The sequence below is a fragment of the Devosia sp. 1566 genome (genome assembly GCF_004005995.1).
Taxonomy (GTDB): Bacteria; Pseudomonadota; Alphaproteobacteria; order Rhizobiales; family Devosiaceae; genus Devosia.
Map to the genome: position 1 here is coordinate 2,129,914 of NZ_CP034767.1, position 24,683 is coordinate 2,154,596.

General features: G+C 63.1%; 23 protein-coding genes. 8 read left to right on the forward strand and 15 right to left on the reverse strand.

From position 1 onward, the window contains the following. Positions 1–27 precede the first annotated feature (27 nt). Positions 28–1,011: a Tim44 domain-containing protein gene (locus ELX51_RS10365; protein ID WP_127753441.1), complete on the forward strand. Its 984-nt coding sequence runs from the start codon at positions 28–30 to the stop codon at positions 1,009–1,011. A gap of 77 nt (positions 1,012–1,088) precedes the next feature. On the opposite strand, the gene alaS is transcribed toward ELX51_RS10365, so the two are convergent. Beyond that, the gene (gene alaS, locus ELX51_RS10370) at positions 1,089–3,728 is read right to left on the reverse strand and encodes an alanine--tRNA ligase (protein ID WP_127753442.1); all 2,640 of its coding nucleotides are present in this window, start codon (positions 3,726–3,728) and stop codon (positions 1,089–1,091) included. A 289-nt stretch (positions 3,729–4,017) separates the two neighbouring features. Continuing rightward, complete coding sequence (gene recA, locus ELX51_RS10375) at positions 4,018–5,091, reverse strand: recombinase RecA (RefSeq protein WP_127753443.1); 1,074 nt, start codon at positions 5,089–5,091, stop codon at positions 4,018–4,020. A 282-nt stretch (positions 5,092–5,373) separates the two neighbouring features. Between recA and araD1 the strand changes: the two genes are divergently transcribed. Continuing rightward, positions 5,374–6,369, forward strand: coding sequence for an AraD1 family protein (gene araD1, locus ELX51_RS10380; protein ID WP_127753444.1), 996 nt, complete (start codon positions 5,374–5,376; stop codon positions 6,367–6,369). A gap of 10 nt (positions 6,370–6,379) precedes the next feature. Here the strand turns inward: araD1 and ELX51_RS10385 are convergent, their stop codons facing one another. The 8 genes from ELX51_RS10385 to flgB all read right to left on the reverse strand — a co-directional run bounded on the left by ELX51_RS10385 (position 6,380) and on the right by flgB (position 12,955). Next, entirely contained in the window at positions 6,380–6,775 is a 396-nt protein-coding gene (locus ELX51_RS10385) for a DUF2237 domain-containing protein (RefSeq protein WP_127753445.1), read from the reverse strand. Beyond that, positions 6,772–9,345 carry a PAS domain-containing sensor histidine kinase gene (locus ELX51_RS10390; protein ID WP_127753446.1) on the reverse strand — a complete coding sequence of 858 codons (2,574 nt, stop codon included), beginning with the start codon at positions 9,343–9,345 and terminating at the stop codon, positions 6,772–6,774. The genes ELX51_RS10385 and ELX51_RS10390 overlap by 4 nt, the downstream gene beginning before the upstream one ends. 207 nt (positions 9,346–9,552) lie before the next feature. Further along, positions 9,553–10,638, reverse strand: coding sequence for a flagellar biosynthesis protein FlhB (flhB, locus tag ELX51_RS10395; protein WP_127753447.1), 1,086 nt, complete (start codon positions 10,636–10,638; stop codon positions 9,553–9,555). 10 nt (positions 10,639–10,648) lie between these two features. Next, a complete protein-coding gene (gene fliR / locus ELX51_RS10400) occupies positions 10,649–11,416 on the reverse strand; it encodes a flagellar biosynthetic protein FliR (RefSeq protein ID WP_248305092.1) in 768 nt (255 codons plus the stop codon). Between the two features lies 1 nt (position 11,417). After that, positions 11,418–11,684 carry a flagellar biosynthesis protein FliQ gene (gene fliQ, locus ELX51_RS10405; RefSeq protein ID WP_127753448.1) on the reverse strand — a complete coding sequence of 89 codons (267 nt, stop codon included), beginning with the start codon at positions 11,682–11,684 and terminating at the stop codon, positions 11,418–11,420. A 91-nt stretch (positions 11,685–11,775) separates the two neighbouring features. Beyond that, positions 11,776–12,099, reverse strand: coding sequence for a flagellar hook-basal body complex protein FliE (gene fliE / locus ELX51_RS10410; protein ID WP_127753449.1), 324 nt, complete (start codon positions 12,097–12,099; stop codon positions 11,776–11,778). Between the two features lie 29 nt (positions 12,100–12,128). After that, positions 12,129–12,539, reverse strand: coding sequence for a flagellar basal body rod protein FlgC (gene flgC, locus ELX51_RS10415; RefSeq protein ID WP_127753450.1), 411 nt, complete (start codon positions 12,537–12,539; stop codon positions 12,129–12,131). Between the two features lie 14 nt (positions 12,540–12,553). Continuing rightward, on the reverse strand, positions 12,554–12,955 hold the full coding sequence (gene flgB / locus ELX51_RS10420; protein WP_127753451.1) for a flagellar basal body rod protein FlgB: 402 nt from the start codon (positions 12,953–12,955) through the stop codon (positions 12,554–12,556). 169 nt (positions 12,956–13,124) lie between these two features. Between flgB and ELX51_RS20305 the strand changes: the two genes are divergently transcribed. Both ELX51_RS20305 and fliP read left to right on the forward strand, forming a co-directional pair. Further along, positions 13,125–13,790 (forward strand): flagellar biosynthetic protein FliO, encoded by a 666-nt coding sequence (locus ELX51_RS20305; protein ID WP_164854835.1) that lies wholly within the window; start codon positions 13,125–13,127, stop codon positions 13,788–13,790. Between the two features lie 67 nt (positions 13,791–13,857). Beyond that, positions 13,858–14,550, forward strand: coding sequence for a flagellar type III secretion system pore protein FliP (gene fliP / locus ELX51_RS20310; RefSeq protein WP_248305336.1), 693 nt, complete (start codon positions 13,858–13,860; stop codon positions 14,548–14,550). A 3-nt stretch (positions 14,551–14,553) separates the two neighbouring features. Here the strand turns inward: fliP and ELX51_RS10435 are convergent, their stop codons facing one another. The 5 genes from ELX51_RS10435 to ELX51_RS10455 all read right to left on the reverse strand — a co-directional run bounded on the left by ELX51_RS10435 (position 14,554) and on the right by ELX51_RS10455 (position 21,084). Beyond that, on the reverse strand, positions 14,554–17,844 hold the full coding sequence (locus tag ELX51_RS10435) for a hypothetical protein (protein WP_127753453.1): 3,291 nt from the start codon (positions 17,842–17,844) through the stop codon (positions 14,554–14,556). A gap of 180 nt (positions 17,845–18,024) precedes the next feature. Continuing rightward, the gene (locus tag ELX51_RS10440; RefSeq protein WP_127753454.1) at positions 18,025–19,062 is read right to left on the reverse strand and encodes a hypothetical protein; all 1,038 of its coding nucleotides are present in this window, start codon (positions 19,060–19,062) and stop codon (positions 18,025–18,027) included. Further along, complete coding sequence (locus tag ELX51_RS10445) at positions 19,059–19,508, reverse strand: DUF6468 domain-containing protein (RefSeq protein ID WP_206524612.1); 450 nt, start codon at positions 19,506–19,508, stop codon at positions 19,059–19,061. The genes ELX51_RS10440 and ELX51_RS10445 overlap by 4 nt, the downstream gene beginning before the upstream one ends. Next, positions 19,505–20,590: a flagellar motor switch protein FliM gene (gene fliM, locus ELX51_RS10450; RefSeq protein WP_127753456.1), complete on the reverse strand. Its 1,086-nt coding sequence runs from the start codon at positions 20,588–20,590 to the stop codon at positions 19,505–19,507. Before fliM ends, ELX51_RS10445 begins: the two co-directional genes overlap by 4 nt. Then, complete coding sequence (locus ELX51_RS10455; protein WP_127753457.1) at positions 20,590–21,084, reverse strand: flagellar basal body-associated FliL family protein; 495 nt, start codon at positions 21,082–21,084, stop codon at positions 20,590–20,592. The genes fliM and ELX51_RS10455 overlap by 1 nt, the downstream gene beginning before the upstream one ends. Before the next feature lie 281 nt (positions 21,085–21,365). On the opposite strand from ELX51_RS10455, the gene flgF reads away from it, so the two are divergent. Genes flgF through flgH form a run of 4 tightly spaced genes read left to right on the forward strand, consistent with a single transcriptional unit; the run spans position 21,366 to position 24,619 of the window. Next, entirely contained in the window at positions 21,366–22,103 is a 738-nt protein-coding gene (gene flgF / locus ELX51_RS10460; protein WP_127755252.1) for a flagellar basal-body rod protein FlgF, read from the forward strand. 16 nt (positions 22,104–22,119) lie between these two features. After that, on the forward strand, positions 22,120–22,905 hold the full coding sequence (flgG, locus tag ELX51_RS10465) for a flagellar basal-body rod protein FlgG (RefSeq protein WP_127753458.1): 786 nt from the start codon (positions 22,120–22,122) through the stop codon (positions 22,903–22,905). An 11-nt stretch (positions 22,906–22,916) separates the two neighbouring features. Beyond that, a complete protein-coding gene (flgA, locus tag ELX51_RS20410) occupies positions 22,917–23,858 on the forward strand; it encodes a flagellar basal body P-ring formation chaperone FlgA (protein WP_127753459.1) in 942 nt (313 codons plus the stop codon). 23 nt (positions 23,859–23,881) lie between these two features. Further along, a complete protein-coding gene (gene flgH / locus ELX51_RS10475; RefSeq protein ID WP_127753460.1) occupies positions 23,882–24,619 on the forward strand; it encodes a flagellar basal body L-ring protein FlgH in 738 nt (245 codons plus the stop codon). The last annotated feature ends 64 nt before the right edge of the window (positions 24,620–24,683 follow it).

Below are 24,683 nucleotides of genomic sequence, written 5' to 3' on the forward strand. Positions count from 1 at the left end.
CAAGTTCAGTCCGAGGAGATTTTCCTGATGTTCATCGCCCGCCGCTTCCGGCTAGCCAGCGCGTTTGCCGCACTTGTTGTCGCATTCTCGATGGCCGCTGTGGATACCGCGGACGCGCGCGCCCGTGGCAGCTTTGGCAGCCGCGGCACCCGCACCTTCCAGTCGGCGCCTCCAACCAACACGGCACCCAACACCGTAGCCCCTATCCAGCGCTCCACCACGCCCGCACAGCAGGCACGACCCAACGCTAACGCCCAGAACCCTGCCGCCGCCCAGCAGCGTGGCGGATTCCTGGGCGGCCTTGGTGGCTCCCTGTTCCGTGGCTTGATGCTTGGCGGCTTGCTCGGTTTGCTCTTTGGCGCTGGCTTTGGCGGCATTGGCGGCTTGTTCAGCCTGCTCTTCCAGGTTCTCCTGATCGGCGGCGTCGTCTGGCTTGTAATGCGCCTGGTCCGCGGCGGCGGCGCGCGCCGTCCGGCCATGGCCGGCGGGCCCGACAACACCAACCGCACGGGCTTTGAGAACTTCGGCCGCAATCTTGGCGGCCTGGGTGGCTCGGGTGCCGGCAATGCCACCCGCCCCTCGCGCGCTCGCCCGGCCAATCCGGACGAGCTGGGCGTTGGCCAGCGGGACCTCGATAGCTTCGAGCAGATGCTGGGTCAGGTTCAGACTGCCTATGGCGCCGAGGACTATGAAACCCTGCGTCGCCTGACCACGCCCGAAATGATGGGCTACCTGGCCGAACAAATGGCTGCCAACGCCACCCGCGGCCTGCACAACCAGCTTGCCGACATCAAGCTGCTCCAGGGTGACATTGCCGAAAGCTGGCGCGAGGATAACAGCGATTACGCCACCGCTGCCTTGCGCTACAGCCTGCGCGACTGGACCGTGGAACGCGCCACTGATCGGGTCGTCGAGGGCAACCCTGCCGAACCCACCGAGGCCACCGAGCTCTGGACCTTTATCCGCCCGCGGGGCGGCGACTGGAAGCTCTCGGCGATCCAGGAAGCTTAAACGCCTCGCTACAACCAAACAAAAAGGCCCGCCTCCAGCTCAGGAGGCGGGCCTTTCCTTTTGTCTCTAGCCTTGGTCTAGAGCAGCGCGCGGATAGCGGCCAGTGCTTCTTCGGCCTTGCTGCCATCCGGACCACCGGCCTGCGCCATGTCGGGACGACCGCCGCCGCCCTGCCCGCCCATGGCAGCGGATCCCGCCCGTACCAGATCCACGGCCGAAGCCTTGCCGATCAGATCCTCGGTGATTCCGACCGCCAGTCCGGCTTTGCCGTCTTCGGCCAAGCCGATGATCGCAACAACGCCCGAGCCAACCTGCTTTTTGGTCTGGTCAACCAACCCGCGCAGATCCTTTGGCTGCAAGCCGTCGACGATCCGGCCGATAAAGGGCGTGCCGTTGATCGCTTCCACCTCACTGCCCCCGGCGGCGCCGCCGCCCATGGCCAGCTTCTGCTTGGCATCGCTGAGCGCCCGCTCGGAGCGCTTGAGCTGCTCCTGCAGCGCCGCGATACGCTCAAGCACATCCTGGCTGCCGGCACGCAGCATTCCCGCTGCAGTCTCAACAATGGCAACATGGGTATTGCCCCGATGGCGCGCCGCATTGCCTGTCAGCGCCTCGATGCGACGCACGCCGGCGCCCACGGCACTTTCAGCCACCACCGACACGAGCCCAATATCGCCGGTGCGCCTGACATGGGTGCCCCCGCACAGCTCCACCGACCACCCGAGGCTGTTGCCCGTCGGCTCGCCCATCGAGACCACGCGCACTTCGTCGCCATATTTCTCGCCGAACAGCGCGCGGGCGCCCGAATCCTTGGCTTCCTCGACTCCCATCAGCCGCGTTTCGACCGGCGTGTTTTGCAGGATAATGGCATTGGCCAGGTCCTCGACCTCCGCTAACTCCAGCGGGCTCATGGCCTTGGTATGCACAAAGTCGAAGCGCAGCCGATCCGGCGAAACCAGCGAGCCCTTTTGAGCAACATGGTCGCCCAGCACGATCCGCAGTGCTTCATGCAGCAGATGGGTCGCGGAGTGATTGGCACGAATGGCCGAACGGCGAGCGTGGTCAACCACGAGTTCGAGGGCCTGCCCCACGCGCAGCGCTCCAGTCTCGACCTTCACCTTGTGCGCGAACACACCATGGTACTTTTGCGTGTCGGTGACCACAACGCTGACGCCATCACCATGCATGGAGCCGGCATCGCCAACCTGCCCGCCGCTCTCGCCATAGAACGGGGTTTGGTTGAGTACCACATAACCTTCTTGCCCGGCCTCAAGCCGATCGATCTCGGCCCCGTCGCGCAGCAATGCGGTGACTTCCCCTTCGGCCGTTTCGGTTTCGTAGCCCAGAAACTCCGTGGGCCCAAGCCGATCAGCCAGCCCGTACCAGACCGCGCCGGTGGCCGCCTCGCCCGAGCCTGACCAGCTCCGGCGCGCTTCTGCCTTTTGCTGGGCCATTGCGGCATCAAAGCCGGCTTGGTCCACAGCAATGCCGCGCGCTCGCAACGCATCCTGGGTAAGATCGAGCGGGAACCCATAGGTGTCATAAAGCTTGAACGCGGTGGCGCCGTTCAGCGTATCGCCTTCGGCGAGAGTGCTCGTTTCATCCGAGAGAATCTGCAGGCCCCGTCCAAGGGTCTTAAGGAAGCGCCCCTCCTCCAGCCGAACCGTTTCGCTGATCATGGCCTCCCCGCGCGACAGCTCGGGATAAGCTTGGCCCATTTCGCGCACCAGCGCTGGAACGAGCTTATGGATCACCGGCTCTTCAGCACCGAGCAGCGTGGCATGGCGCATTGCGCGCCGCATGATCCGGCGCAGCACATAGCCACGTCCTTCATTAGACGGCAGCACGCCTTCGGCGATCAGGAACGACATCGAGCGCAGGTGATCGGCGATCACCCGCAGGCTGCGGTTACCCTCGCCCTCGACCTCGGTGCCGATCGCCGAGGCAGCAGCCCCGATCAGCGCCTTGAACAGGTCGATATCATAATTGTCGTGCACACCCTGCATCACGGCGGCAATACGCTCAAGGCCCATGCCAGTGTCGATTGACGGGCGTGGCAATGGTGTGCGCGAGCCGTCGGCATGCTGCTCGAACTGCATGAACACGAGGTTCCAGATCTCGATCCAGCGATCGCCATCTTCATCCGGCGAGCCGGGAGGGCCGCCCCAGACCTTGTCGCCATGGTCGTAGAAGATCTCCGAGCACGGCCCGCACGGGCCTGTGTCGCCCATCTGCCAAAAGTTGGACTTGGCGCCCAGCCGCACAATCCGGTCCTCCCCGATCCCGGCGATCTTCTTCCATAGCTCCATGGCCTGGTCGTCGTCCTCGTAGACGGTAACCATCAGCCGGTCCTTGGGAAGACCCCAGTCCTTGGTCAGCAAGGTCCAGGCCAGTTCGATGGCGTGGTCCTTGAAGTAATCGCCAAAGGAGAAATTCCCCAGCATCTCAAAAAAGGTGTGGTGCCGGGCGGTAAAGCCGACATTGTCCAGATCGTTGTGCTTGCCGCCGGCGCGCACGCACTTTTGCGCCGAAGTAGCGGTCGTATAGGGGCGCTTCTCGAGACCGGTGAAGACGTTCTTGAACTGCACCATGCCGGCATTGGTGAACATCAATGTGGGATCATTGCGCGGTACTAACGGGCTCGACGGAACCGCCTCGTGACCATTCCGGGCAAAAAAGTCGATAAAACTCGAGCGGAGATCGTTTACGCTGGTCATAGAATGGCTTTCATGGCGGATTGGCGCCCCGTGGACGCCGCAAGACTTTGGCTGGCTTTCTAGCCCGTGCGGCGCAGCGCTGTCCAGCATCGGTGCGCCCCGCTTGCGGCTAGGTATGGGGACGCCGGCCAGAGGGCTCCATGAGCATAGCCATGCCCGATATAAACGATTCTAGATTGCGTTGGCGGCGGCTGTGTCTCGCCTGCTTGCAGCCGGGCGTCTGCCGTTCAGACTCAAAAGAAAAGGCACCGCTCTCGCGATGCCTTTCTTCACCCTGCATGGGAACTGCTTATTCGTCGCTGTCGGCAGCGTCGTCACCGCCCGATACCAGCAGTACTTCTCCGAGCAGGCCCGAGCTTTCGCGCACGCCCTGCTCGATAGTTGCCGCAGCCGCCGGATTGTCCTTGAGGAATTGGCGCGCATTCTCACGCCCCTGCCCCATGCGTTGGCTGTCATAGGAGAACCAGGCGCCCGACTTTTCCACCACGCCGCTCTTGACCCCAAGATCGAGCAACTCGCCAGTCTTGGAGATACCTTCGCCATACATGATGTCGAATTCAACCTGGCGGAACGGCGGGGCCAGCTTGTTCTTGACCACCTTGACGCGGGTCTGGTTGCCCACGATCTCCTCGCGGTCCTTGATGGCGCCGATCCGGCGAATGTCGAGCCGCACCGAGGCATAGAATTTGAGCGCATTGCCGCCGGTCGTGGTTTCGGGCGAACCATACATCACGCCAATCTTCATGCGGATCTGGTTGATGAAGATCACCAGGCACTTGGATTTGGAAATCGACGAGGTCAGCTTGCGCATGGCCTGGCTCATCAACCGGGCCTGCAGCCCCGGCAGCGAGTCGCCCATTTCGCCTTCAAGCTCGGCCCGCGGCGTCAATGCCGCTACCGAATCAACCACCAGCACATCGATCGCGCCCGAGCGTACCAGCGTGTCGGTGATTTCGAGCGCCTGTTCGCCAGCGTCAGGCTGGGAGATCAGCAGATCATCCACATTGACGCCCAGCTTGCGGGCATAGATCGGATCGAGCGCGTGCTCGGCATCCACAAAAGCGCAAACACCACCCTTGCGCTGCGCCTCGGCAATCACATGCAGCGCCAACGTGGTCTTGCCTGAGCTTTCCGGCCCGAAAATTTCAACGATGCGGCCCTTGGGCAGGCCACCAATTCCGAGGGCGATATCAAGGCCGAGCGAGCCGGTCGATATTGCCTCAACCTCGATCGAGGCAGCCTCGCCAAGGCGCATGATCGAGCCCTTGCCGAAATTGCGCTCGATTTGGCTCAGCGCCGCGGCGAGAGCCTTGTCCTTGTCCATTGATCCACCTTCAACGATCCGAAGCGGGGTATTTGCCATACGAGTCTCTCCTTATTCCACGCTCCGGGACCGGGCGCAACGCGCTGCTTTCCGGAAGATCAATCCACGAGAAGTGCCCTCTTGTTCTCATTTTGTTCCGATCCTGTCAAGGCGATTTCTGGCGCCCCTTGCAACAAAAGAACCGCAGTCCCTGGACCGCAGCCCTTCTGTGCCCAGATGGAACTCTGACCGGCACGCGGCGCGCAAAAGAGCTTGCCGGGCCGGCCCGGGTTGCGCTTTATGCACGGGACGACCGCAACGGGCAATTGAGGAGCAAACCCCGTGAATCTCATCCAGTTTTTCGATCAATCGGGCGCCCGCGCCGTGGCCGCAGTAGAGGGTGACATCGCCCGCCGGGTCAACACCACCACCAGCGTTTATGAGCTCGCCACAACCGCCCTCGCCCAAGGCACGGGTCTTGCGGCGCTCGTTGCCCAGCGTGGGCTTGGCGACGCCGTCAATCGGCACGACATCCTGGCTGAAGGGCGCATGCTCGCGCCAATCGATCATCCCGATCCGGCCCATCTTTATATCACCGGCACCGGGCTGACCCATCTGGGCTCGGCCGCCACGCGCGATGCCATGCACAAGGGCAACGCCGCCAAGCAAGCCGAACAGCTGACCGATTCCATGAAGATGTTCCAGATGGGCCTTGAAGGGGGCAAGCCTGAAGGCGGCGCCCGGGGCGTCCAGCCGGAATGGTTCTACAAGGGCAATGGCACGACCGTGGTCAATCCCGGTCACCCCATTCCGTCCCCGTCCTTTGCCCGCGATGCTGGCGAAGAGCCCGAGATCGCCGGCATCTACCTGATCGACGCCAATGGCCAGCCCCGCCGCCTCGGTTTCGCGCTGGCCAATGAATTTTCGGATCATGTGACGGAACGGGTCAACTATCTCTATCTCGCCCATTCCAAGCTGCGAGCCTGCGCCTTTGGTCCCGAGCTGCGGGTGGGTGATCTACCCGACCATATCGAAGGCATGTCGCGCATTTATCGCGATGGTGCGGTGATCTGGGAAAAGCCGTTCCTGTCGGGCGAGGCCAATATGAGCCACACCATCGCCAATCTGGAATATCACCACTTCAAATATGGCCTGTTCCGCCAGCCTGGCGACGTGCATGTGCATATGTTCGGCACGGCGACGCTCAGCTTTGCGGACAACATCGTCACTCAGCACAATGACGTATTCGAGATCGAGGAAAGCCAGTTCGGCGCTCCCCTGCGCAATCCCGTCCGGATCGAGGACGAGCATCCGCTGATCATCGGCGATCTCTACTAGGGGGAGCCGCTCAATTCAAATCGCGTGCATGAGCCTTGAGATCAGCAAGGCTCAGCCCGTCCAGCACCGCTTCATTGGTTGAGTGCATGAAGACGCGGGGCGCCTGCCCTGCTTCCAGCGCCTGTGCCCACCGCTCGGCCAGAAGGCACCAGCGGTCTCCCGCCTTGAGGCCGGGAAAGCCCCATTCGGGGCGGGGCGTGGACAGATCATTGCCCGCGCCTTTGGAGTAGGCGAGAAAGGCTTCGCTCGCCTCGATGCAGACCAGATGCCGGGCCACGCCGTCTGGGCCCGCGGCACAATAGCCGCTGCGGAAGAACCCCGTCAGCGGACTGGTGGAGCAGGGCTCGAGCGGTTCGCCGAGCACATTGCGCTCCCCCGCCCCTTCACCGAAATTGCGCGCGTTCACTGCGCCTGGCCTTCGTCCAGCTTTTGCAGCACCTCTTTGACCTTGGAATTGATCTGGTCAAGCGAATAAGGCTTGGGCAGGAACTCGACGCTCTGGTCATCCTCGATATCGCGGCGCACGCTTTCCTCGGCATAACCCGACACAAAGATCACCTTGAGCCGCGGCATGGTCTTGCGCACATGCTTGAGCAGCGTCGGCCCATCCATCTCGGGCATCACCACGTCCGAAATCATCAGATCGATCTTGAACTCGAGCTCTTCGAGCACTTCAAGGGCTTCTTCGCCGCCATCGGCCTCGAACACCTCGTAGCCGGTCGCTCGCAATGCGCGCGCGGAGAATGCCCGCACGCTTTCCTCGTCCTCAACCAACAGGATACGCTCTTCGCCGGTCAGGTCCCGCACCGGCGCCGCCGCCGCGGCCACCTTCGCCGTTGCCTCGATCTCGGAGGGCACATAGCGCGGCAGGAAGATTTTGAACGTGGTGCCAACCCCGACGGTCGAGACCGGATAGATGTAACCTTCGGTCTGCTTGATAATGCCGTAGACCGTCGACAACCCCAGCCCCGTGCCCTTGCCCAGCTCCTTGGTGGTGAAAAAGGGCTCGAAGATCTTGGTGAGCACTTCCTGGGTCATCCCGGTGCCGGTGTCCTGCACTTCGATCAACACATAATCGGCCGCCACCATGCCATCGAACTGCATGGCCTCGGCCTCGGCGCGGCTGACATTGCTGGTGCGAATGGTGATCGAACCACCATCGGGCATGGCGTCGCGCGCATTGACCACAAGGTTGATCACCACCTGTTCGAGCTGGACGACATCGGCGCGCACCGGCCAGATATTGCGGCCGTGATCAACGCCCAGCGTGTTCTTGTCCCCGATCATCCGCTTGAGCAGCACGGTCAGATCGTCAACAATCAGCGGCAGCTCAAGCACTTGCGGCCGCAGAGTTTGCCGTCGCGAGAACGCCAGCAACTGCCGTGTCAGCCCCGCTGCACGGTTGGCGTTCTGCTTGATCTGCATCAGTTCGCTGAACGATGGATCGCCCGGCTTATGCTTGAGCAGCAGCAGATCGGAAAAGCCGATGATTGCGGTCAGCAAGTTGTTGAAATCATGCGCAACGCCGCCGGCGAGCTGTCCCACGGCCTGCATCTTCTGGCTTTGGGCAAACTGCGCCTCAAGCTTGCGCTGGTCGGTCATGTCGAGGGCATAGACATTGACCTGCTCGGGCGAGCCCGACAGGGTTTCAGAGCCCGATAGATAAAGCCGCACGGCGTGCTCGCCTTCCGCGCTCAGCAACGCATCCACCGGCTCCACTGCCGAGCGATGCGCCGAAGCATCGGCGATGGCGCGCGCAAAACGGTCGCGGCTGCCTTGGCCGATCAGGTCGATCAGCGGCTGCATTTCAAGGCTCTTTTCCTCACCCGACCAATGGAAGATGCGCCCAAATGGGGCATTGGTGCGGATAATCCGCCCTTCGCTGTCGAGCGTCGCGATTGCAAATGGCGTATCGTTGAAAAAGCGCGAGAACCGGATTTCCGCCGCCCGCAACGCTTCCTCGGTATCGGGCGCGCTGGTCATGTCGAGCACCAGGGTGCGCGTTTCGCCCAGTTCACCGTCGGCCATGCGAGCCGCGCGATGCAGGAGACGCACCGGCAATGTTGTGCCGTTGCGGCGCACCAGGTCGATATCGATGATCTCGGTGCGGATTTCCCCGTCACCGCGACCACGCATCAACAACGTCGCGCCATCGCCATGCACCACGTCGCGCAGACTGAGCTGGCCGGCATTGAATTCAGCCAGATCGTAACCCAGCCAGTCGGCAAGGGTTGAGTTCAGATACTGGATCCGCCCACGCGCATCAGCCGAGAAAAAGCCCGCCGGCGAATGATCGAGATAATCGATCGCGCGCTGCAGATCGCGGAAAGCGCTTTCATTATTGTCGCGGTCGCGGGTGATGTCCTCGACCGTCCAGATCACCTTGGGCTTGGATTCGCCTTCGGTGACCGGCAATGGCCGCACTCCAACCCGGTACCAGAAGGCGCGATTGCTTTCGGCCTGGGACCCCCCCAGCCCCCCGATCAGGCGGATATCCTCCACCGCGCTGCGCCCGTCCTTGGCCGCGCGCGACAGGCGGTAAATCGCTTCGCTGGCATCGGATTGTCCGGCAAACAAGCGCGGCACGCCCACCGGAACCCCATTGTTGAGCGCCCCCGCAAAGCTGCCATAGTGCGCATTCACATAGGAAATGCGCCCATCCCGATCCGCCACCACCGCGCCAAAGGGCAGGCTGTCGACGATCGCGTGGGACGTGGTGCGCCGCTCCTCATTACCGGCAAAGCGGAACAGGCCCGCAGCCAGTCCAAACAGGCAGAACACGCCGACCACTGCCAGCATGCCCACAAAGGTCATCACCAGATCAAGCGGCACGTGATCACCGAACATCGCGTAGCCCACCGCCAGCGCCACCAGCGCCAGTCCCAGTGCCACAACGCGCCAGAGCCCGTATCCGCCCCGCCCCGAATCCACCAGCGGCTCGGGATAATTGTCATCCCGGATCGGCGTGACGGCCATGTTCAAGCTCCTAGGTCTTCGGTCGCAAGGCTTTCGGACCGCTTCGCATGGTCTGGCACAGAGCCAGCTTACCAAGGCAATGCTTGGCTTTCGTTCGCAACGCAAGCGCGTACACCATCTGGCCGCCCGAATCAGGTGCCCAGAAAGGTTTAGCAAATGGTCTGCCGCGGGGGGAGATATTGCTTGTTATCAACAGGCTTGCCAGCCTCAGCGTGTTGGCCGCCACCCTGTGCTGGGGCGCAATCGCATCACGAAGCCGATCACCTCCGCGACGGCCTTGAAGTGCTCGGCCGGAATGGGCTCATCGACTTCGACGCTCGCGAACAATGCCCGAGCTAGCGGCGGGTTCTCTACAATCGGCACATTGTGCTCGCCGGCCAGCGTGCGGATGCGCAGGGCCACCGCGTCAGCGCCCTTGGCAACGCAAAGCGGCGCTCGCATCGAGCGATCATATTTCAGCGCTACTGCAAAGTGCGTCGGATTGGTGACCACCACCGTGGCGTCAGGCACCGCGGCCATCATGCGCTTGCGCGAGCGCTCCTGGCGCAGTTGGCGGATGCGGCCCTTGACGTGCGGGTCGCCTTCCATCTGCTTGTATTCGTCCTTGGTTTCCTGGAGCGTCATCATCTGGCGCGTCCACCATTTGCGGCGCACATAAACATAATCCGCCATGGCGATCAGCGTCACTACGGCCAGCGTCGCACCGAACACCTTGAGCCCGATATCCTGGAAGAATTGCAGGATCAGCAGCGGGTCGGCCGTCATCATCGTGTCGAGCCGGTCGCGCTCGGGCCAAACGACACCCACCAGCACCGCTCCCACCAGTCCCAGCTTGACCAGCCCCTTGAGGAAGTTGACCAGCGCTTCCCCCGAAAACAGCCGCTTGAACCCCGCCAGCGGCGAAATCTTGGACAGTTTGGGCGTGATTGGCTCGGCCGAAAACAGGAACCGATGCTGCACCAGATTGGCCACAACAGCGCAGAACGACAAGATCAGCAGCGGCACCATGATCGTGCCGACAAGCGCCAGCGCCAGCCCGTTGAAGAACGAGCCGAATGCGGGACCACCCAGCTCGTACCGATCGGCATTGGTGAGCAGCGTTTTGAGCGACCCCATCAAGCTGGCGCTGGTGGATGGCCCAAGCAGCGCAAACACCGCCGCCGAGCCCGCCAGCATGAACCAGGTGGTCACCTCCTGGCTCTTGGCCACGTCACCCTTTTTGTGCGCGTCCTCGAGCTTTTTGGCGGAAGGGTCTTCGGTTTTGCTGGATTTTTCGGGCGCCTCGTCCGACATCTGCCCGGCCCTAGCCCCGCCACATCGCCAGATGCTGCTCGAAGGCGCTGATATACCAGCCCATCATCATGGTCAGCAGCAAGGCAAAGAGGATCAATCCGACCATCACATTGGCGGGCATCAATACGAAAAACACCTGCAGCGCCGGCATCAAGCGCGCCAGGATCCCCGCCCCCAGGTTGAACACGAGCCCAAATACAATAAACGGCGCCGACATCTGCACCCCGACCGTGAACGCCCCGCTCACCGTGCGGATCGCCAGTTGCGCCGCATCCTCCCACATCAGCGGATCGGTCGGGCTGAACAGGGTGTAGCTGTCATAGGTCGCGGCCAGCGCCACATGATGCAAATCGGTGGCAAAGATCAGCGCCACGCCCACAAAAGAGAGAAAGGTGCCGAACACCGCGCCCTGGATGCCGCCCTGGGTAGGGTCGGCCGTCTGCGCCATGCTCATACCGGCATTGAAAGCCACGATCGCGCCCGCCACCTGCGTCGCCATCACCGTGATCCGGGCGATCGCGCCCAGGATAAGCCCAACCGCCAGTTCATGAAACAGCAACGGCACGATGCCCATGATCCCTGTCGGCAGCGGCGGCATCTGCCCGGCCAGGAGCGGGTACAGCACCAGCGTAAACGCCAGCGCAAAACTGAGCCGCATCCGCGCCGGGATGGTTTGCTCCCCCAGCCCCGGCATCAGCATCAGAATGGCCCCGATCCGGGCAAACAGCAGCAGGTACACAAAGGCCATGTTGGGCAGCCAGTTGAGCGCGAGAGACACCTCAACCGCCCACGATGATCATGTCGACGACCCGAGACATATAGGCCCCCATCTGCGCGCCCGCGAATGGCAGGGTCAGCAGCATGGTGATGAAGATCGCAATGATCTTGGGCACGAACACCAGGGTCTGCTCCTGGATCTGCGTCAGCGCCTGGAACAACGCGATCACCACGCCCACCAGAAGCCCGACGATCATCATCGGCGCCGAAACAATGATCAGCGTCCAGATCCCATCGGTGGCAATGTCGAGAACTTCAGCGCCGGTCATCGCTCTCTCGGGTCAGCGGCGAATCATGGCTCGCCCAAGCTGATCATAAGCCAGCTCGGTCGCTTCTGCTCAGCTTACCCTTGGTGCCGGCCTAGATCGGCATCCGCATGATTTCTTCATAAGCCGAAATCACCCGGTCACGTACCGCTACCATGCTTTCGATCGCGATTTCCGTCTGCGAGATGGCTGTCACCATGTCCACCGGATTGGCTTTGCCATTGACCATGTCGATGGCCATCTGGTCCGAGGCTCGGCCGGTCTCCACCACGCCCTGGACGCTTTGCGCCAGCATCTGCGCAAAGTCCGGCGCGCCCGCCCCCTTGGCGAGCAGGTCGGTGCCGGGCTTGGCGGCCTGGCTGATCAGGCGCGAAGCATTGCCGTAGGCGGCGGTGGCGGCATTGAACGGGATGGCCATGGGTGAACTTCTTGCTGAAGGGAAAAGAACTAGCCGCGCAGGATGTCGAGCGTGCGCCCGAGCATCTGGCGGGTCACGGAAACGACGTTCAGATTGGCTTCATAGGTGCGCTGGGCCTCGCGCATATCCATGCTTTCGATCAACGGGTCGACATTGGGATATTGCACATAGCCGCTCTCGTCGGCGGCCGGATGGCCTGGCTCATAGCGGCTGTTGAAATCGCTCATGTCATAGGCAAGCTTGCCCACTTCCACGATGCGTGCCCCCGTCTCGTTGTCGAGCCCCACTTCAAAGGTGGGCACTCGCCGACGATAAGGCTCGTCCCCCGGCGCCTTGCCAGCCGAATCGGTGTTGGCAAGGTTTTCCGCGATGACGCGCATCCGCGCGGTCTGGGCATGCAGCCCCGTGGCGGCAATGCGGAGCGAGGCGTTGAAATCCATGAACCCTGATACTCCTAAGCCGATTTGCCGAGCGCGGTGCGAATGATCTTGATGCTCTTCTGGTAGAGCGAGGTGGCTGCCTGGTAATCCATCAGATTGGTGGTCACCTTCATCATCTCGTCTTCCAGCGTCACCCCGTTGCCTTCCGGCGTGATCTCGAAATTGGCCATGCGCTGGGCGCCAAAGCCCCCATTGCTGCTTGAAACGCTGAAATGGGTGGGCTGCGTCGCCGAAGTGACAATGCTGGCGGATGAGCTGGGACCCTGCGCCCCGAATTCGAACTGCGCTAAATCGCGGCCGCGATAGCCCGGCGTTTCCGCATTGGCAACGTTCTCGGCCAATAAGCCTTGACGGGCTTGGTGCCAGCGCATTTTGTCGGTCAAGGCATTAAAGACCGGCAGATCCATCAGGCCCATGGCCAGCAAACCCTTTAGGTGGGAGCGATGGGCAATTCTTGCCGGGTCTATGGTTAACGTCGCGTTAATCTGATTGTCGTCATAGCTCGTGCGGCCTCGTATTCGCTGCGATTGCAGCGTTTACTCGGCAAGAATTACCGCCGGCATAGCGGTTTGGAGGAGAATGATCATGGGTTTCATCACCAGCATACTGGGCGACTCGGGAGCAACGCTCCTTACCGCCCTGTTCGCCCTGGGCGCGGTGCTGGTCCTGATCGTGCTTGCGGTATGGCTGCTCAAGTTCGTGTTTACCGCCACCGGCAAGCCTGCGCGCGCCGGCCGCGGCCCACGTCTGGGTGTGGTGGAAACCCTGCAGCTCGATGGCCGGCGCCAATTGCTCCTCGTTCGCCGCGACAATGTCGAACATCTCGTGCTGACCGGCGGCACCCAGGACCTGCTGCTTGAAGCGGATATCCCGGTTGATGACCTTCCGACGCCGACGCGTCGTCCGGTCCCCGTGGTCCCCTCCCGCCGCACCCGGCCCGCGCCGGCGCCGCAGGCGGCCGCACCGGCAGTTGCTTCCCCCCCGGCGGCACCTGCTCCGGTGGCTCCTGTTGCAGCACCGCCCCCTTCCGCCATCGAGCGTTTGCGCGATTTCGGCCGGGGCACTCAGCCCAAGCCAGTTTCCTTGCGCCACACCGGCCTGCTCAAGCCCGGCAGCAACGGCGACAATCACCCGGCGCATAACCCCGACAATTCGGCTGCGCACCCGCTCGACTCAGCTAAAGAGAACACTGGGGCGAAGAGCAGGGAAAACGCGGAGAGTGTCGGCGGCACCACCAAAGGCGATCGATAACCCGCAGCCAGGCCGGCGGCGGTTGCGCGCCGCTCATCTTCTTCCCCTCGCCAGCATCATCTTGCTGCTGGCGCCAAGCCTGGCATTTGGCCAGGACGTCAACATTGATTTCGGCGACGATGCCAGCCTGACCGAGCGTGCCGTTCAGCTGATCGGCCTCGTCACGATTCTCGCGCTGGCGCCCTCTATCCTCGTCATGGTGACGAGCTTCACCCGCATCGTCGTAGTGCTGTCGCTGCTGCGGACAGCCATTGGCCTGCAAACCGCTCCACCCAATTCGGTGATGGTGTCGCTAGCCCTGTTCCTCACCATCTTTGTCATGCAGCCAACGCTGCAGCAGACCTATGACCTGGGTATTGCTCCCCTCATTGCCGGGGAGATTGAAGCCCCCGAGGCCTTTGAGCTGGGCAGCGCCCCCATCCATGCGTTCATGCGCGCCAATGTGCGCGACAAGGATCTCGAGCTCTTCTACGACCTGACCGAAGCCGAACCTCCTGCTGATCCCGAAGCGATCTCGCTCCAGCTCCTGATCCCCGCCTTCATGATCTCCGAGTTGCGGCGCGCCTTCGAGATCGGCTTTCTGCTTTTCCTGCCCTTTGTCATCATCGACATGGTCGTAGCGTCGGTGCTGATGTCCATGGGCATGATGATGCTGCCGCCCGTGGTGATCTCGCTGCCCTTCAAGCTGATCTTTTTCGTTTTGGTGGACGGTTGGTATCTGGTCGCCGGATCGCTGGTGCGCAGCTTTGTCAGCGGCTAGTGCCTAGTTCGCCGATGCAAGATCCCCATCGGCCTTGCTTGCCGCCAGCGGCGTCAAGGCGCCGTCCTTGCCATAGAATTCACGATAGGACGCAAGAAACGCATTAAGGCCATCGAGACCGGCCACCTCATTGGCCACGCTCTTGAACTCAAGGCTCGAGGCGGTGATCGGCCCGGTGACGAAGTCGAACATCGGCCATTCCGGGGTCTTGACCAGCCGCTCGGCAAACTTCTCGCGCAAGCGCAACAGGCCGCTATTGTCATTGGCCAGCACAAAGCCCACGGCCGCCTTGATCAGGTCCATCCGCGCCGGCTGGCTCAGCGGCTCGCTAACGCCTGCCTGCCCGTACATGGTTTCCAGCAACCCGCTGGCCTGGCTGTAGCGCTTGGCCCGCCATTGGGCATCCACCCGCAACAGGTCGGCATCGCGCCCATCCATGTCGCTCAGCAATTGCAGCGCCAGCTCGTTGCGTCCGCCGTCGATCATCGCCCGAGCTTCGAGCAGCCGTCGCTGCCGCGCCAGCCCGGCCGGCAGGTCCGGTAAGCGTGAGGCGTTGAGCACGCGCAAGGCGTCCTGCGGCCGCCGGTCCGCCAGGTAGATTACCGCCAGGTCAGCGGCCACCTGCGTCTGCGCCACCCCACGGAGGCGGTTCTCCAGCTGATACTGCAACAGCTCGGCGGCCTGGGCTAGAAGATCAACCCCCACCAGCCGGCGCGCCAGCTTGCGGATCATCTCGTCACCGCGCGCGCCCGGCGGCGTCAACTGCGGGAAGTCGTAAAACAATCCCAGCGCATCCACCGGCCCGAGCTTGTCGGCCTGTCCATCCAGGAACAATTCCTCGAATACCTGCTGCGCCCGATCGCCCAGCGCATTGATCGAGGAATCAGCGCCATGCTGGGCCACCGCCTGCTTTACCGCTTCAAACCCCGAGCGATATTCGCCCGACCGGAAGTAAAGGTCGGCCAGCAGCTTTTGCATTTCCGCTTCCAGCGCATTGCCGCGCCACATCAGCGCCTCAGCGGCCAAAGTGTGCGTTGCCTTTTCGAGGTTGAGTGTCCCCTTTCCATCCAACAGCAGCAAGGTGCGGTAAACCGCCTCGGCCCGGGTAGGCCGGAAATCGGCAGCAATCACCTGGCCATAGGCATCGATCGCTTCTTCCACCGCCCCGCCTTCTTCCAGGAGGCGCGCCGTCAGCAGATGGTAGCGGCTCGACTCCTCCGCGCTCAACTCGGCCGGGGTAACCTTGTCCAGCAACTGTTCTGCGAATGTGCGATCGCCGGTTTGCAAGCTCGCCCCGCTGGCGGCGAGCAGGAATCGATTGCGCGCCCATTGCGGGTAGCTCGCAAGCACGCCCTGCGCCTCCCGCGCATCCTGCCGAGCGCCCTGATAGTCGGCGAGATCAGCCCGCGCAATGGTGCGCCAAAACAGGGCATCCACATCCCCGTTGAACGCCGGCGCATTGAGCACCTTCAGCGCATCCGCCGATCGCGAGGCCACCGTATTGGCGATGACCTCTGTCATGCCGATCCGGCGGGTCAGTTCTTCCGCACTGGCTTTACCCGCCACGGTGCGCAACACGCCGAGCGCCTCATGGGCAAACCGGTTGGCGACAAGATATTGCGCCAGATCCAGCCGCGCTGCGTCGCGCTGCTGCCCTTCGGCCGCCGCGGCCGCGCGCATCAGCTCTTGGCGCCGCTCGATGAAGCCGTTCGGATCGCTTTGTTCCAGCGCCGCCAAATCGATGAACCGGTTCCGCGCGCCATCTCCCGCGCCCTGGCCTGCACCCCGTGGGGCATCATAGGCGGAAACACTCAGCCCACGCGCCGCCGAGATCACCGCCAGCTGCTCTTCGATCTTGACGCCCAGATCGCCGGCTTCGGGCTTGATCACCAGCCCATGCACGCTGCGCAGCGCCGAAAATTCCACGTAATCGAGCAGCCGGGTGATGCCGCGGGCCGGCGGATAAGCTGTCACCACCTGTAGGGTATCGCCCACCAGCGGGTCGCGGAACTCGTGCACGCGAGCGGGCCGCAACACATCGGCCACCATCTCGAACGAACCGGCATTATCACGCCGTCTCGTCAGCTGCATCGGCTGGGTCGGGGTCAAAACCACATCGCCCAGCGAGAGCACCCAGGCCATGCCTTCCGAGCCAAGCGTTGCCAGCCGATCCTGCGCCAGATCGATCCGCACCACCTGCGTATCCGCAGCCGGCACCACGCTGAACTCTTGGGCGATGGTGTCGAGTTCGGGCGACTGGGTTGGCGCAGCAATGCCAGCCACCGTGTCAAACATTAGCCAGACAGTGTCGCCGCGCCGAAACACTGCTGCCGGCGTTTCCTGCTCAAACGGAAACACCACCCGCACCGTGGAGCCCAGCACGCTGGCAAACGGCGTCACGACCGCTGCGGGATTTGCCGGATAGCGGGTTTGCTCGCTGCCGGCTGCGGCATGTTCCGTCCCATGCGCCTCCGCCTCGGCATGTGTTACCTCAGCGACAACATCTTCAGCATCAAGGCTGGGCAGCCCCTGCCCCGCCAGATCCACATCAAGCACATATTGCCGGTCCGAGTTCTGGTAAAAGCGCGGTACGACGCCCTTGGCAAACTGCATTTGCACCGACGACCCATCAGGCGTGACCACGTTATCTGCTGCTACGATCTCGGCCGGCAGGTCGACCAGCAGATCGCGCAGATCCACCGGCACCGGCCATTCAAAGGCGATCAGCCCGTGCTCGCCCTCGGGCAGGTATTGGCCAGAGGTGGGCACGTTCCAGTCGAACTGCAGGCGCAGAAAGGTCGGGTTGCGCCCCACCCGAACGCTGGGCGTGGCTCCAAGCTCGGCCGCCTGCCGCGCCTTGCGCTCCTGCTCGGTCTCGATGGCTTCGAGGCGAGCACGCTCCGCCAGTTCATCGAGCACCTCCTGCGGCAGCGCCGGCGGCATGCCCTGCCAATCGGCCGGCAACAGATCGATAAACAGCTTTTCGCCCGCTTCAGTGCGATTGAAATTGAAGCTCGACCTCAACCCGACCCGCAAGCCGCGCCCATTGGCATCGAGCCGGGCAATGGACAGATATTGCGGCAGCGTCGTGCCTACATCGGGCAGCACGAGTTGCACCGCTTCATCGAACTCAACCGACAGGACGCCATTTTCAACGCGCAGCTTGTGCCCTGGCAGATCGTCACGGCCAGGAAAGCTCAGCACCAGCCGGGCATAGCCCTCTTCGGCGGTGGCAAAGAGCTGCCCCTGCTCCTGGGCCGCCGCGGGGATGGCCAGCGTGGCTAGCCACAACACGCCGACCAACCCGCACAAAATCTTCTGTTTGCCGCTCTTCACCAACTGCCTACCGCACCCAGCCGCGCGGTTCCGGCAAGGCTTGCAACCACCGAACCCACGCAGGCGACACATCAGAGCGCCACCCTAGCTCCTTCGGCTTAACACCCGCTTACGCAACCGCCGCGCAGTGTGCAGGCGCTACTGCCCCACAATCTGCGGCAGTTGCGACAGGTCATTGGCTGTCATCTGCCCGGCAGGCTGGTCCGCCAGATCGGCCATGCGGACGGTGAGCTCCTGCGCTCGCGCCGGCTCCATTGCCGCCAGGATGGGCGCCATCTTGCGTGGGCTCATGATCTTGGCGACCCGCAGCAGCACTTCCATCTCGAGCGTATTGAAGATCTTGGCGGCGTCCTTGGGCTTCATGGCCTCATACATCGCCACGATCCCGGCAAACTGCCCGGTTTCCAGCTTCTCGCGCTGGTCGACCAGAGCCGTGATCTGCGCTTCCATGGCCTGGAGCGTTCCCTGGCGTTCTTCAAGTCGCTTTTCGGCGGCATCCACCAGCGCCTGCCGCATCGCCAGCTCTTCGGCATAGGCATCAAGCTCGCCGCGCCGCCCCGACAGGCGCTCCAGCAGCGCGGCTTGAGCGGCAGATGCGCCGTCGGGGCCCGTGAGAGGTACCTTGTTGCCCTGCGCGTCGAACTGCATGGGAACAGCGTCCCCGCCCGTGTCGCATTCGGTGCTGAGCAGGCTCTCGGCGAGCGGATTGGCAGTGCCATGCCCGTCACCAGCAGTTTCCGCCGGCTCACTTTCTCCATGCGTCGCTGTGGTCACCGCTTCTGCGCAACTGGTTTCCGCCGCCACTGTGGCACCATGCTCGGCTTCAACAGCATGCTCGGCTTCGGCAGCGTGCTCGGCAGGCGCACCATGCTCGGCCGCAGGTGCCGACGGCGCACCGTGGCCCCCAGCCGCGCCCGAAGATCCGAGCACGGGTGCGGGATCAGCCATGGTGGGGCTGGCATCGCTCATTGTGGGTTCGCTCAGCATTGCGCCGGCCTCCCCCGCTCCGGAGGTCTCTGCAGGAGCGCCATGCCCGCCCGAACTGCCACCACCGGCAGCAAGCGCTGGCATCGGCCCAAGCACATATGAACCGTTGAACACCAGTCCAGCGGTCTTGAGCACCAGCAGCGACGAAATCGCTACCACGAGGACGGGCAGCAGGCGGATCGATTTCACGCCGCGTTCTCCCGCTCGCGCTGCCGCGCTTGCAGCTGCGCCAATGCTGATTGCAGCTTGCTTGGCTGCTCGGCCATCTGGACGGATGCCGCCGGCTCTGCAGGACTTGCCGCCCGGGCCGCCGTGGTGATCTTGACGATGCGCTCCATCAGCGCCGTACCGGCACTTACATGATTGGCGAGTTCGATCCCGAAGCGCTCGGCTTCCTCGAGCCGGGTGTTCAGCGTCACATCGGCCTCGACCGCGGTGGCTTTGAGCTCCTTGATCGCCTGGTTGGCCAGATTGGTCGCCCCCACCAGGTCCGAAATCATCTGCCGCAATACATCGCGATCGGCATGGAGCCGCTTCAGGCGGCCGTTCAGTACGACGCAATAACCGATGGTTAGCGCCAGCAGCACCGCCACGGCGCCTTCGATCACCAGCCCCAAAGAAAATCCAGCCATCATCGCCCTTCCCCCACTTCGCCCAGCGCTTCAAATTCTGCCATCGTCACCTTGGGCGGGTTGAGCGGCCGGGTCACCCGCACCGAAACATGGCTGCCAATATGGCCCATGATCGCTTCGGTCAGCTCCACCCCGCCGCACCGCAGCAAAATAGGATCGGTAGGCGCACGCTCGAACATCACCGTGTCTCCCGCCTTGAGCGCCAGCATGCGCGACAGCGGCAGCTGCTGTTCATGCAGAACGGCATCGATCTCGACTTCGGCGGCATAGATTTCCGTCGCCAGATGCCCTTCCCAGATCGGGTCGCGGCCGAATTTTTCGCCCATGAACATCTGCAGCAATTGCTCGCGGATCGGCTCGATCGTGGCATAGGGCAACAGGATCTCGATCTTGCCGCCCCGCTCCTCCATTTCGATGCTGAGCTCGATCAGGATCGCCGCATTGGCGGGGCGCGAGATTGCAGCAAAGCGCGGATTGGTTTCCATCCGCTCCAGCTTGAAATTGACCTGGGTCAGCGGCTCAAACGCGCGGTGGGTATCATCAAGGATCACCTCGATCATGCGCCGCGCCAGCGCCAGCTCAATTGTCGTATAGGGTCGCCCGTCGACCCGTACCGGGCTGGTCACGCGGCGGCCACCCAGCAGCACATCGATCATGGAATAGATGAGGCCCGAGTCCACGGTCAGCAGGCCATAATTCTCCCATTCCTCAGCCTTGATCACCGAAAGGATCGCCGGCAGGGGAATGGAATTGATGTAGTCCCCGAACCGCACCGAGGAAATGGCGTCCAGCGTCACTTCCACATTGTCGGACGTAAAATTGCGCAGCGACGTCGTCATCAACCGCACGAGACGGTCGAACACGATTTCGAGCATCGGCAAGCGTTCATAGCTCACCAGCGCCGAATTGATCAGCGCCTGAACGCCCGTGACTTCCACGTCACCCTTGGCGGCTGGCTCAAAGCCAGGGCCCGCTACGGCGGAGCCCCCGTTTCGAGATGCTTCCCTGACCCCGTTTGCCATCACCGCAGTTTCGAGTTCATCGAGCGGCCATTCTTCAGCGAGTTTGTCGTCGTCGCTCGCCATCACTGCACCAGGATTTCTTTGAACAGCACGCTGTCCACCTGGGCGGGATAGATCGCAACATTGACCCGCCGCAGCAATTCTTCCTTCAGCCGGTAAATTCCCGCCGATCCTTCAAGATCGCTGCGCCGCAACTCACGCAGATAAACTTGAAAGGCATCGACCACCTTGGCCATGCGAGGCTGGATCTCGACCATCACCGCTTCGCTCGCCACTTCCAGCGCCACGCTCAGCTTCATGAAGGCGGGAGCAGCCTCGCCTTCGGAGTTGAGGTTCACCGTCATCGGGGGCAAGTTGAAGATGAAACTTGGGGCAGCCGCTTCGGCATGCGCGGTCTCGCCGTGCCCCGCGGCACTGGCGCTCGCGCTGCCAGCCGACAGGAACATGTAGAGCCCGGCGCCTGCGAGCAGCACCACGGCTGCTGCTGCGCCAATAATCATCAGCTTGCGCGATTTCTTGGGGGCCACGGCCTCACCGGCTTCTGCTTCTGCGGCCATGCTTGTTCTGTGCTCGGACTCGGAAAAAACCGGAGGAATCCGGCTCCGCTCCAGCTAAGGGCGAGATGGTTAACGAGCCGTTACCATTAGCGCTCGGGCGGCAGATTTTGCCGGGCAGCTTTTGCCGCACGCCCTGCGCTTCCCGCAAGCATTGCCGGACATCCGTTCTTCTACCTTTTTGAATTCTAACGACAAACTGGAATGGCATGGTTCTCGCAAGGTAAACAACGAGACCAAGGCTTGGGGAAGCGGCGGTCTCGTAACCGATGGGGATCGGAATGATCGAGAATGCGCAACTGATCAGCCTGTCACGGCAGATCGCCTTGCAGCGGCAGATGAATGTGGTGGCCAACAACATGGCCAACATCAACACCACAGGCTTCAAGGCCGAGAACATCCTGTTCGAGCAATACAAGATGCCGGTGGCCAGCAACCGCGACTTTCCGCGGGGCGACCAGACCCTCTCCTATGTGCAGGATTGGGCCACCATGCACGATCTGTCCGCCGGTGCCACGGTGCAGACCGGCAACGAACTCGATCTCGCCCTTAGTGGCGACGGCTTTTTTGCCGTGCAAACCCCGGCCGGCGAACGCTGGACCCGCTCGGGCTCCTTTGCCATCGACAACACCGGCACTCTCGTTGATCTGAACGGCAACCCCGTCCTCGGTGAAGGCGGTCCCATCCAGTTCGGCCCCGAGGAAACCGGCGTCTCGGTGGCCACCGATGGCTCGGTCACCTCCAGCGCTGGCGCCAAGGGTCAGCTCCGTCTCGTGGAATTCGCCAATGCCCAGCAGCTGACGCGGGACGGCGCCAATCTGTTCAACGGTGGCACACCCGTTCCCGCCACCGGCACCAGGGTAATGCAAGGCTTTATCGAACGCTCCAATGTCTCGGGCGTAGCCGAAATGGCCGAAATGATCCGCGTCACCCGCGCCTATGAATCCGTCGTGTCCTTGACCCAGAAGCAGGATGAGCTGCGCCGCTCCGCCATCCAGCGCCTGGGCGACACCAACGCTTGAACCTGAGGAACCCGCCATGAAAGCGCTTTATATCGCATCCACCGGCATGAGTGCCCAGGAACGCAACGTCGAAGTCATCTCCAACAACATCGCCAATATGCGCACCACCGGCTACAAGCGCGCGCGTGCCGAGTTCCAGGATCTGCTCTACCAGCAGTATAACCGCGCCGGCTCGCAGACCTCCGCTCAGGGCACCATGATCCCGGCCGGCCTTGAGATCGGCTCGGGCGTGCGGACTGTCGCCACCCCCCGCGTCATGAGCCAGGGCACCGTCACGCCGACCGATCGCGAGTTGGACCTGGCCGTGCGCGGCGAAGGCTTCTTCATGGTCCAGCTACCCGATGGCCGCATGGGCTATACCCGCGACGGCTCGTTTGAGCGCAGCCCCGATGGCACCCTGGTCAACTCGAGCGGCTACCAGCTCGAGCCGGGCATCGCCATTCCCGACAACGCCAATTCGGTATCCATCTCTGCCGATGGTACGGTCGAAGCCTTTATCGGCACCGCCGCCACCCCCACCCAGCTGGGCCAGCTCCAGCTCGCCCGCTTCGTCAACAAGTCGGGCCTGGAATCAGCCGGCGACAACCTGTTCACCGAAACCGCCGCCAGCGGCCCGGCCCAGATCGGCACTGCCAACAGCGAAGGCATGGGCAATCTGCTCCAGGGCAATCTGGAAATGGCCAACGTCAATTCCGTCACTGAAATCGCCGACCTGATCGCCGCTCAGCGCGCCTATGAGATGAACGCCCGCGTCATCTCCGGCGCCGATGAGATGATGCAGGCCACGAGCCAGCTGCGTTAAGGAGCCGCCCCATGATCCGTCCCATCCTCGCCCTCATGGCCACCGCCCTCCTTGCCACTACGGCTTTTGCCGCCCCGGTGCTGCGCAACGAGGTTGTGGTCGCGGCCCCCATCGTCACCGTGGGCGACATGTTCGCCGATGCCGGTTCAGTTGCCGAACAGCCTCTGTTCCGCGCCCCCCAGCCCGGCACCAGCGGCCAGGTTTCCCTCGCCGAAGTCACCGCCGCCGCAACCCGCGCCGGCCTTGTCGCCTTCCAGAACAATGGCGCCCTCTCTGTCCGCGTCAGCCGCGCCGCCGCCACGGTCGACGAAGCCGTCTTGACCGACCTGCTCACCCGCGAACTGCAGACCCGCGGCATCGCCGCTGCGGGCACCTCAGCCGAAATCCTTTTCAGCACCCCCGCCCCCACCCTCGCCGCTGAAGCGGTGGATGAGCCGGCCCGCATCGAAAGCCTGCGCTACCTGCCCGCAAGCGGCGCCTTTACCGCCCGCTTCGCCATTGCCGGCCACCCCGCTCCCCTCGATCTGGCCGGCTCGATCGAACTTCTGGTCGAGGCTCCCCACCTCGCCGCCAATCTCGCCGCCGGCACGGTCCTCACCTCAGCCGATATCGTGATGCGCCCGATCCCCGCCCATTACGCCGTAAGCCTCGGGGTGGCGCAGCCCGATCAACTCGTGGGCATGCAGCTCAATCGGCAAAGCCGCCAGGGCATGATCCTCAAGCCTGCCGATGTAACCAAGCCACTGACCGTCGCGCGCAACGATCTCGTCACCATCTATTTCCGCCGCGGCGCCATGACCCTGACCGTCAAGGGCCAGGCCGTCACCGGTGCCGCCGCCGGCGCACCCCTCCAGGTGCTCAACCTCATGTCCAACCGCGTGCTGAGCGCCACCGTGCTGTCCCCCGGCGCGGTGGAAGTGAGCGCCGACCCCCTTACCCTTGCCGGCCTTTGATCCGCCGCTTCAGGAACCCTGCTATGAACCGCTTCAAACTCACTGCCATCCTGATGCTGGCTGCCGCCCTTGCCGGCTGCAACACCACCGACCGGCTCGCCAATATCGGCAATCCCCCGCCGCTGACCGCCATCGAGGACCCCACCACCGTCGCTGGCTACCAACCCGTGCGCATGCCCATGCCCGCGGCGATCGCCGATACCTACCAGGCCAATTCGCTCTACCGCACCTCGGCCAAGGGCTTTTTCAAGGATGAGCGCGCCCACCGCATCGGCGACATCCTCACTGTCATCGTCACCATTGATGACAGCGCCAAGATCGCCAACAACACCCAGCGCAGCCGCAATTCCACCAACACCGCAGGCATGGGCGGCATCTTCGGCACGGCCGTCACCTCTGTCACGGGGGGCGCCATCGACCCATCGGCCGCGGTGGACTTCACCTCGGGCCTCAAGGATGCCGGCAATGGCTCGGTCAACCGGTCGGAATCGCTCGAAACCTCGGTCGCGGCTGTGGTCACGCAGGTGCTCCCCAACGGCAATCTTGTGATCGAGGGTCGCCAAGAAGTGCGCGTCAATTTCGAAGTGCGGGACCTCGTCGTTGCCGGCATCGTGCGCCCCTCCGATATCCAGGCCAACAACACCATCCCCTCCACCAAGATCGCCGAAGCGCGCATCGCTTATGGCGGCCGCGGCCAGATCACCGACGTCCAGCAGCCCCGCTATGGCCAGCAGGTGATGGACGCCATCCTGCCCTTCTAAAGCCACTCCGCGGCCAAGCAGCGCGCGGACCAGCAAACCCCTGCCGCAATCCCCCTTTTTGTGC

What these genes read in the sequence shown, in the direction of transcription:
- ELX51_RS10365 (WP_127753441.1), top strand. Translation starts at nt 28, where the DNA reads ATGTTCATCGCCCGCCGCTTCCGGCTAGCCAGCGCGTTTGCCGCACTT.
- alaS (WP_127753442.1), bottom strand. Translation starts at nt 3,728, where the DNA reads ATGACCAGCGTAAACGATCTCCGCTCGAGTTTTATCGACTTTTTTGCC.
- recA (WP_127753443.1), bottom strand. Translation starts at nt 5,091, where the DNA reads ATGGCAAATACCCCGCTTCGGATCGTTGAAGGTGGATCAATGGACAAG.
- ELX51_RS10390 (WP_127753446.1), bottom strand. Translation starts at nt 9,345, where the DNA reads ATGGCCGTCACGCCGATCCGGGATGACAATTATCCCGAGCCGCTGGTG.
- flhB (WP_127753447.1), bottom strand. Translation starts at nt 10,638, where the DNA reads ATGTCGGACGAGGCGCCCGAAAAATCCAGCAAAACCGAAGACCCTTCC.
- fliQ (WP_127753448.1), bottom strand. Translation starts at nt 11,684, where the DNA reads ATGACCGGCGCTGAAGTTCTCGACATTGCCACCGATGGGATCTGGACG.
- fliE (WP_127753449.1), bottom strand. Translation starts at nt 12,099, where the DNA reads ATGGCCATCCCGTTCAATGCCGCCACCGCCGCCTACGGCAATGCTTCG.
- flgC (WP_127753450.1), bottom strand. Translation starts at nt 12,539, where the DNA reads ATGGATTTCAACGCCTCGCTCCGCATTGCCGCCACGGGGCTGCATGCC.
- flgB (WP_127753451.1), bottom strand. Translation starts at nt 12,955, where the DNA reads ATGGGCCTGATGGATCTGCCGGTCTTTAATGCCTTGACCGACAAAATG.
- ELX51_RS20305 (WP_164854835.1), top strand. Translation starts at nt 13,125, where the DNA reads ATGGGTTTCATCACCAGCATACTGGGCGACTCGGGAGCAACGCTCCTT.
- ELX51_RS10445 (WP_206524612.1), bottom strand. Translation starts at nt 19,508, where the DNA reads ATGATGGCTGGATTTTCTTTGGGGCTGGTGATCGAAGGCGCCGTGGCG.
- fliM (WP_127753456.1), bottom strand. Translation starts at nt 20,590, where the DNA reads ATGGCGAGCGACGACGACAAACTCGCTGAAGAATGGCCGCTCGATGAA.
- ELX51_RS10455 (WP_127753457.1), bottom strand. Translation starts at nt 21,084, where the DNA reads ATGGCCGCAGAAGCAGAAGCCGGTGAGGCCGTGGCCCCCAAGAAATCG.
- flgG (WP_127753458.1), top strand. Translation starts at nt 22,120, where the DNA reads ATGAAAGCGCTTTATATCGCATCCACCGGCATGAGTGCCCAGGAACGC.
- flgA (WP_127753459.1), top strand. Translation starts at nt 22,917, where the DNA reads ATGATCCGTCCCATCCTCGCCCTCATGGCCACCGCCCTCCTTGCCACT.
- flgH (WP_127753460.1), top strand. Translation starts at nt 23,882, where the DNA reads ATGAACCGCTTCAAACTCACTGCCATCCTGATGCTGGCTGCCGCCCTT.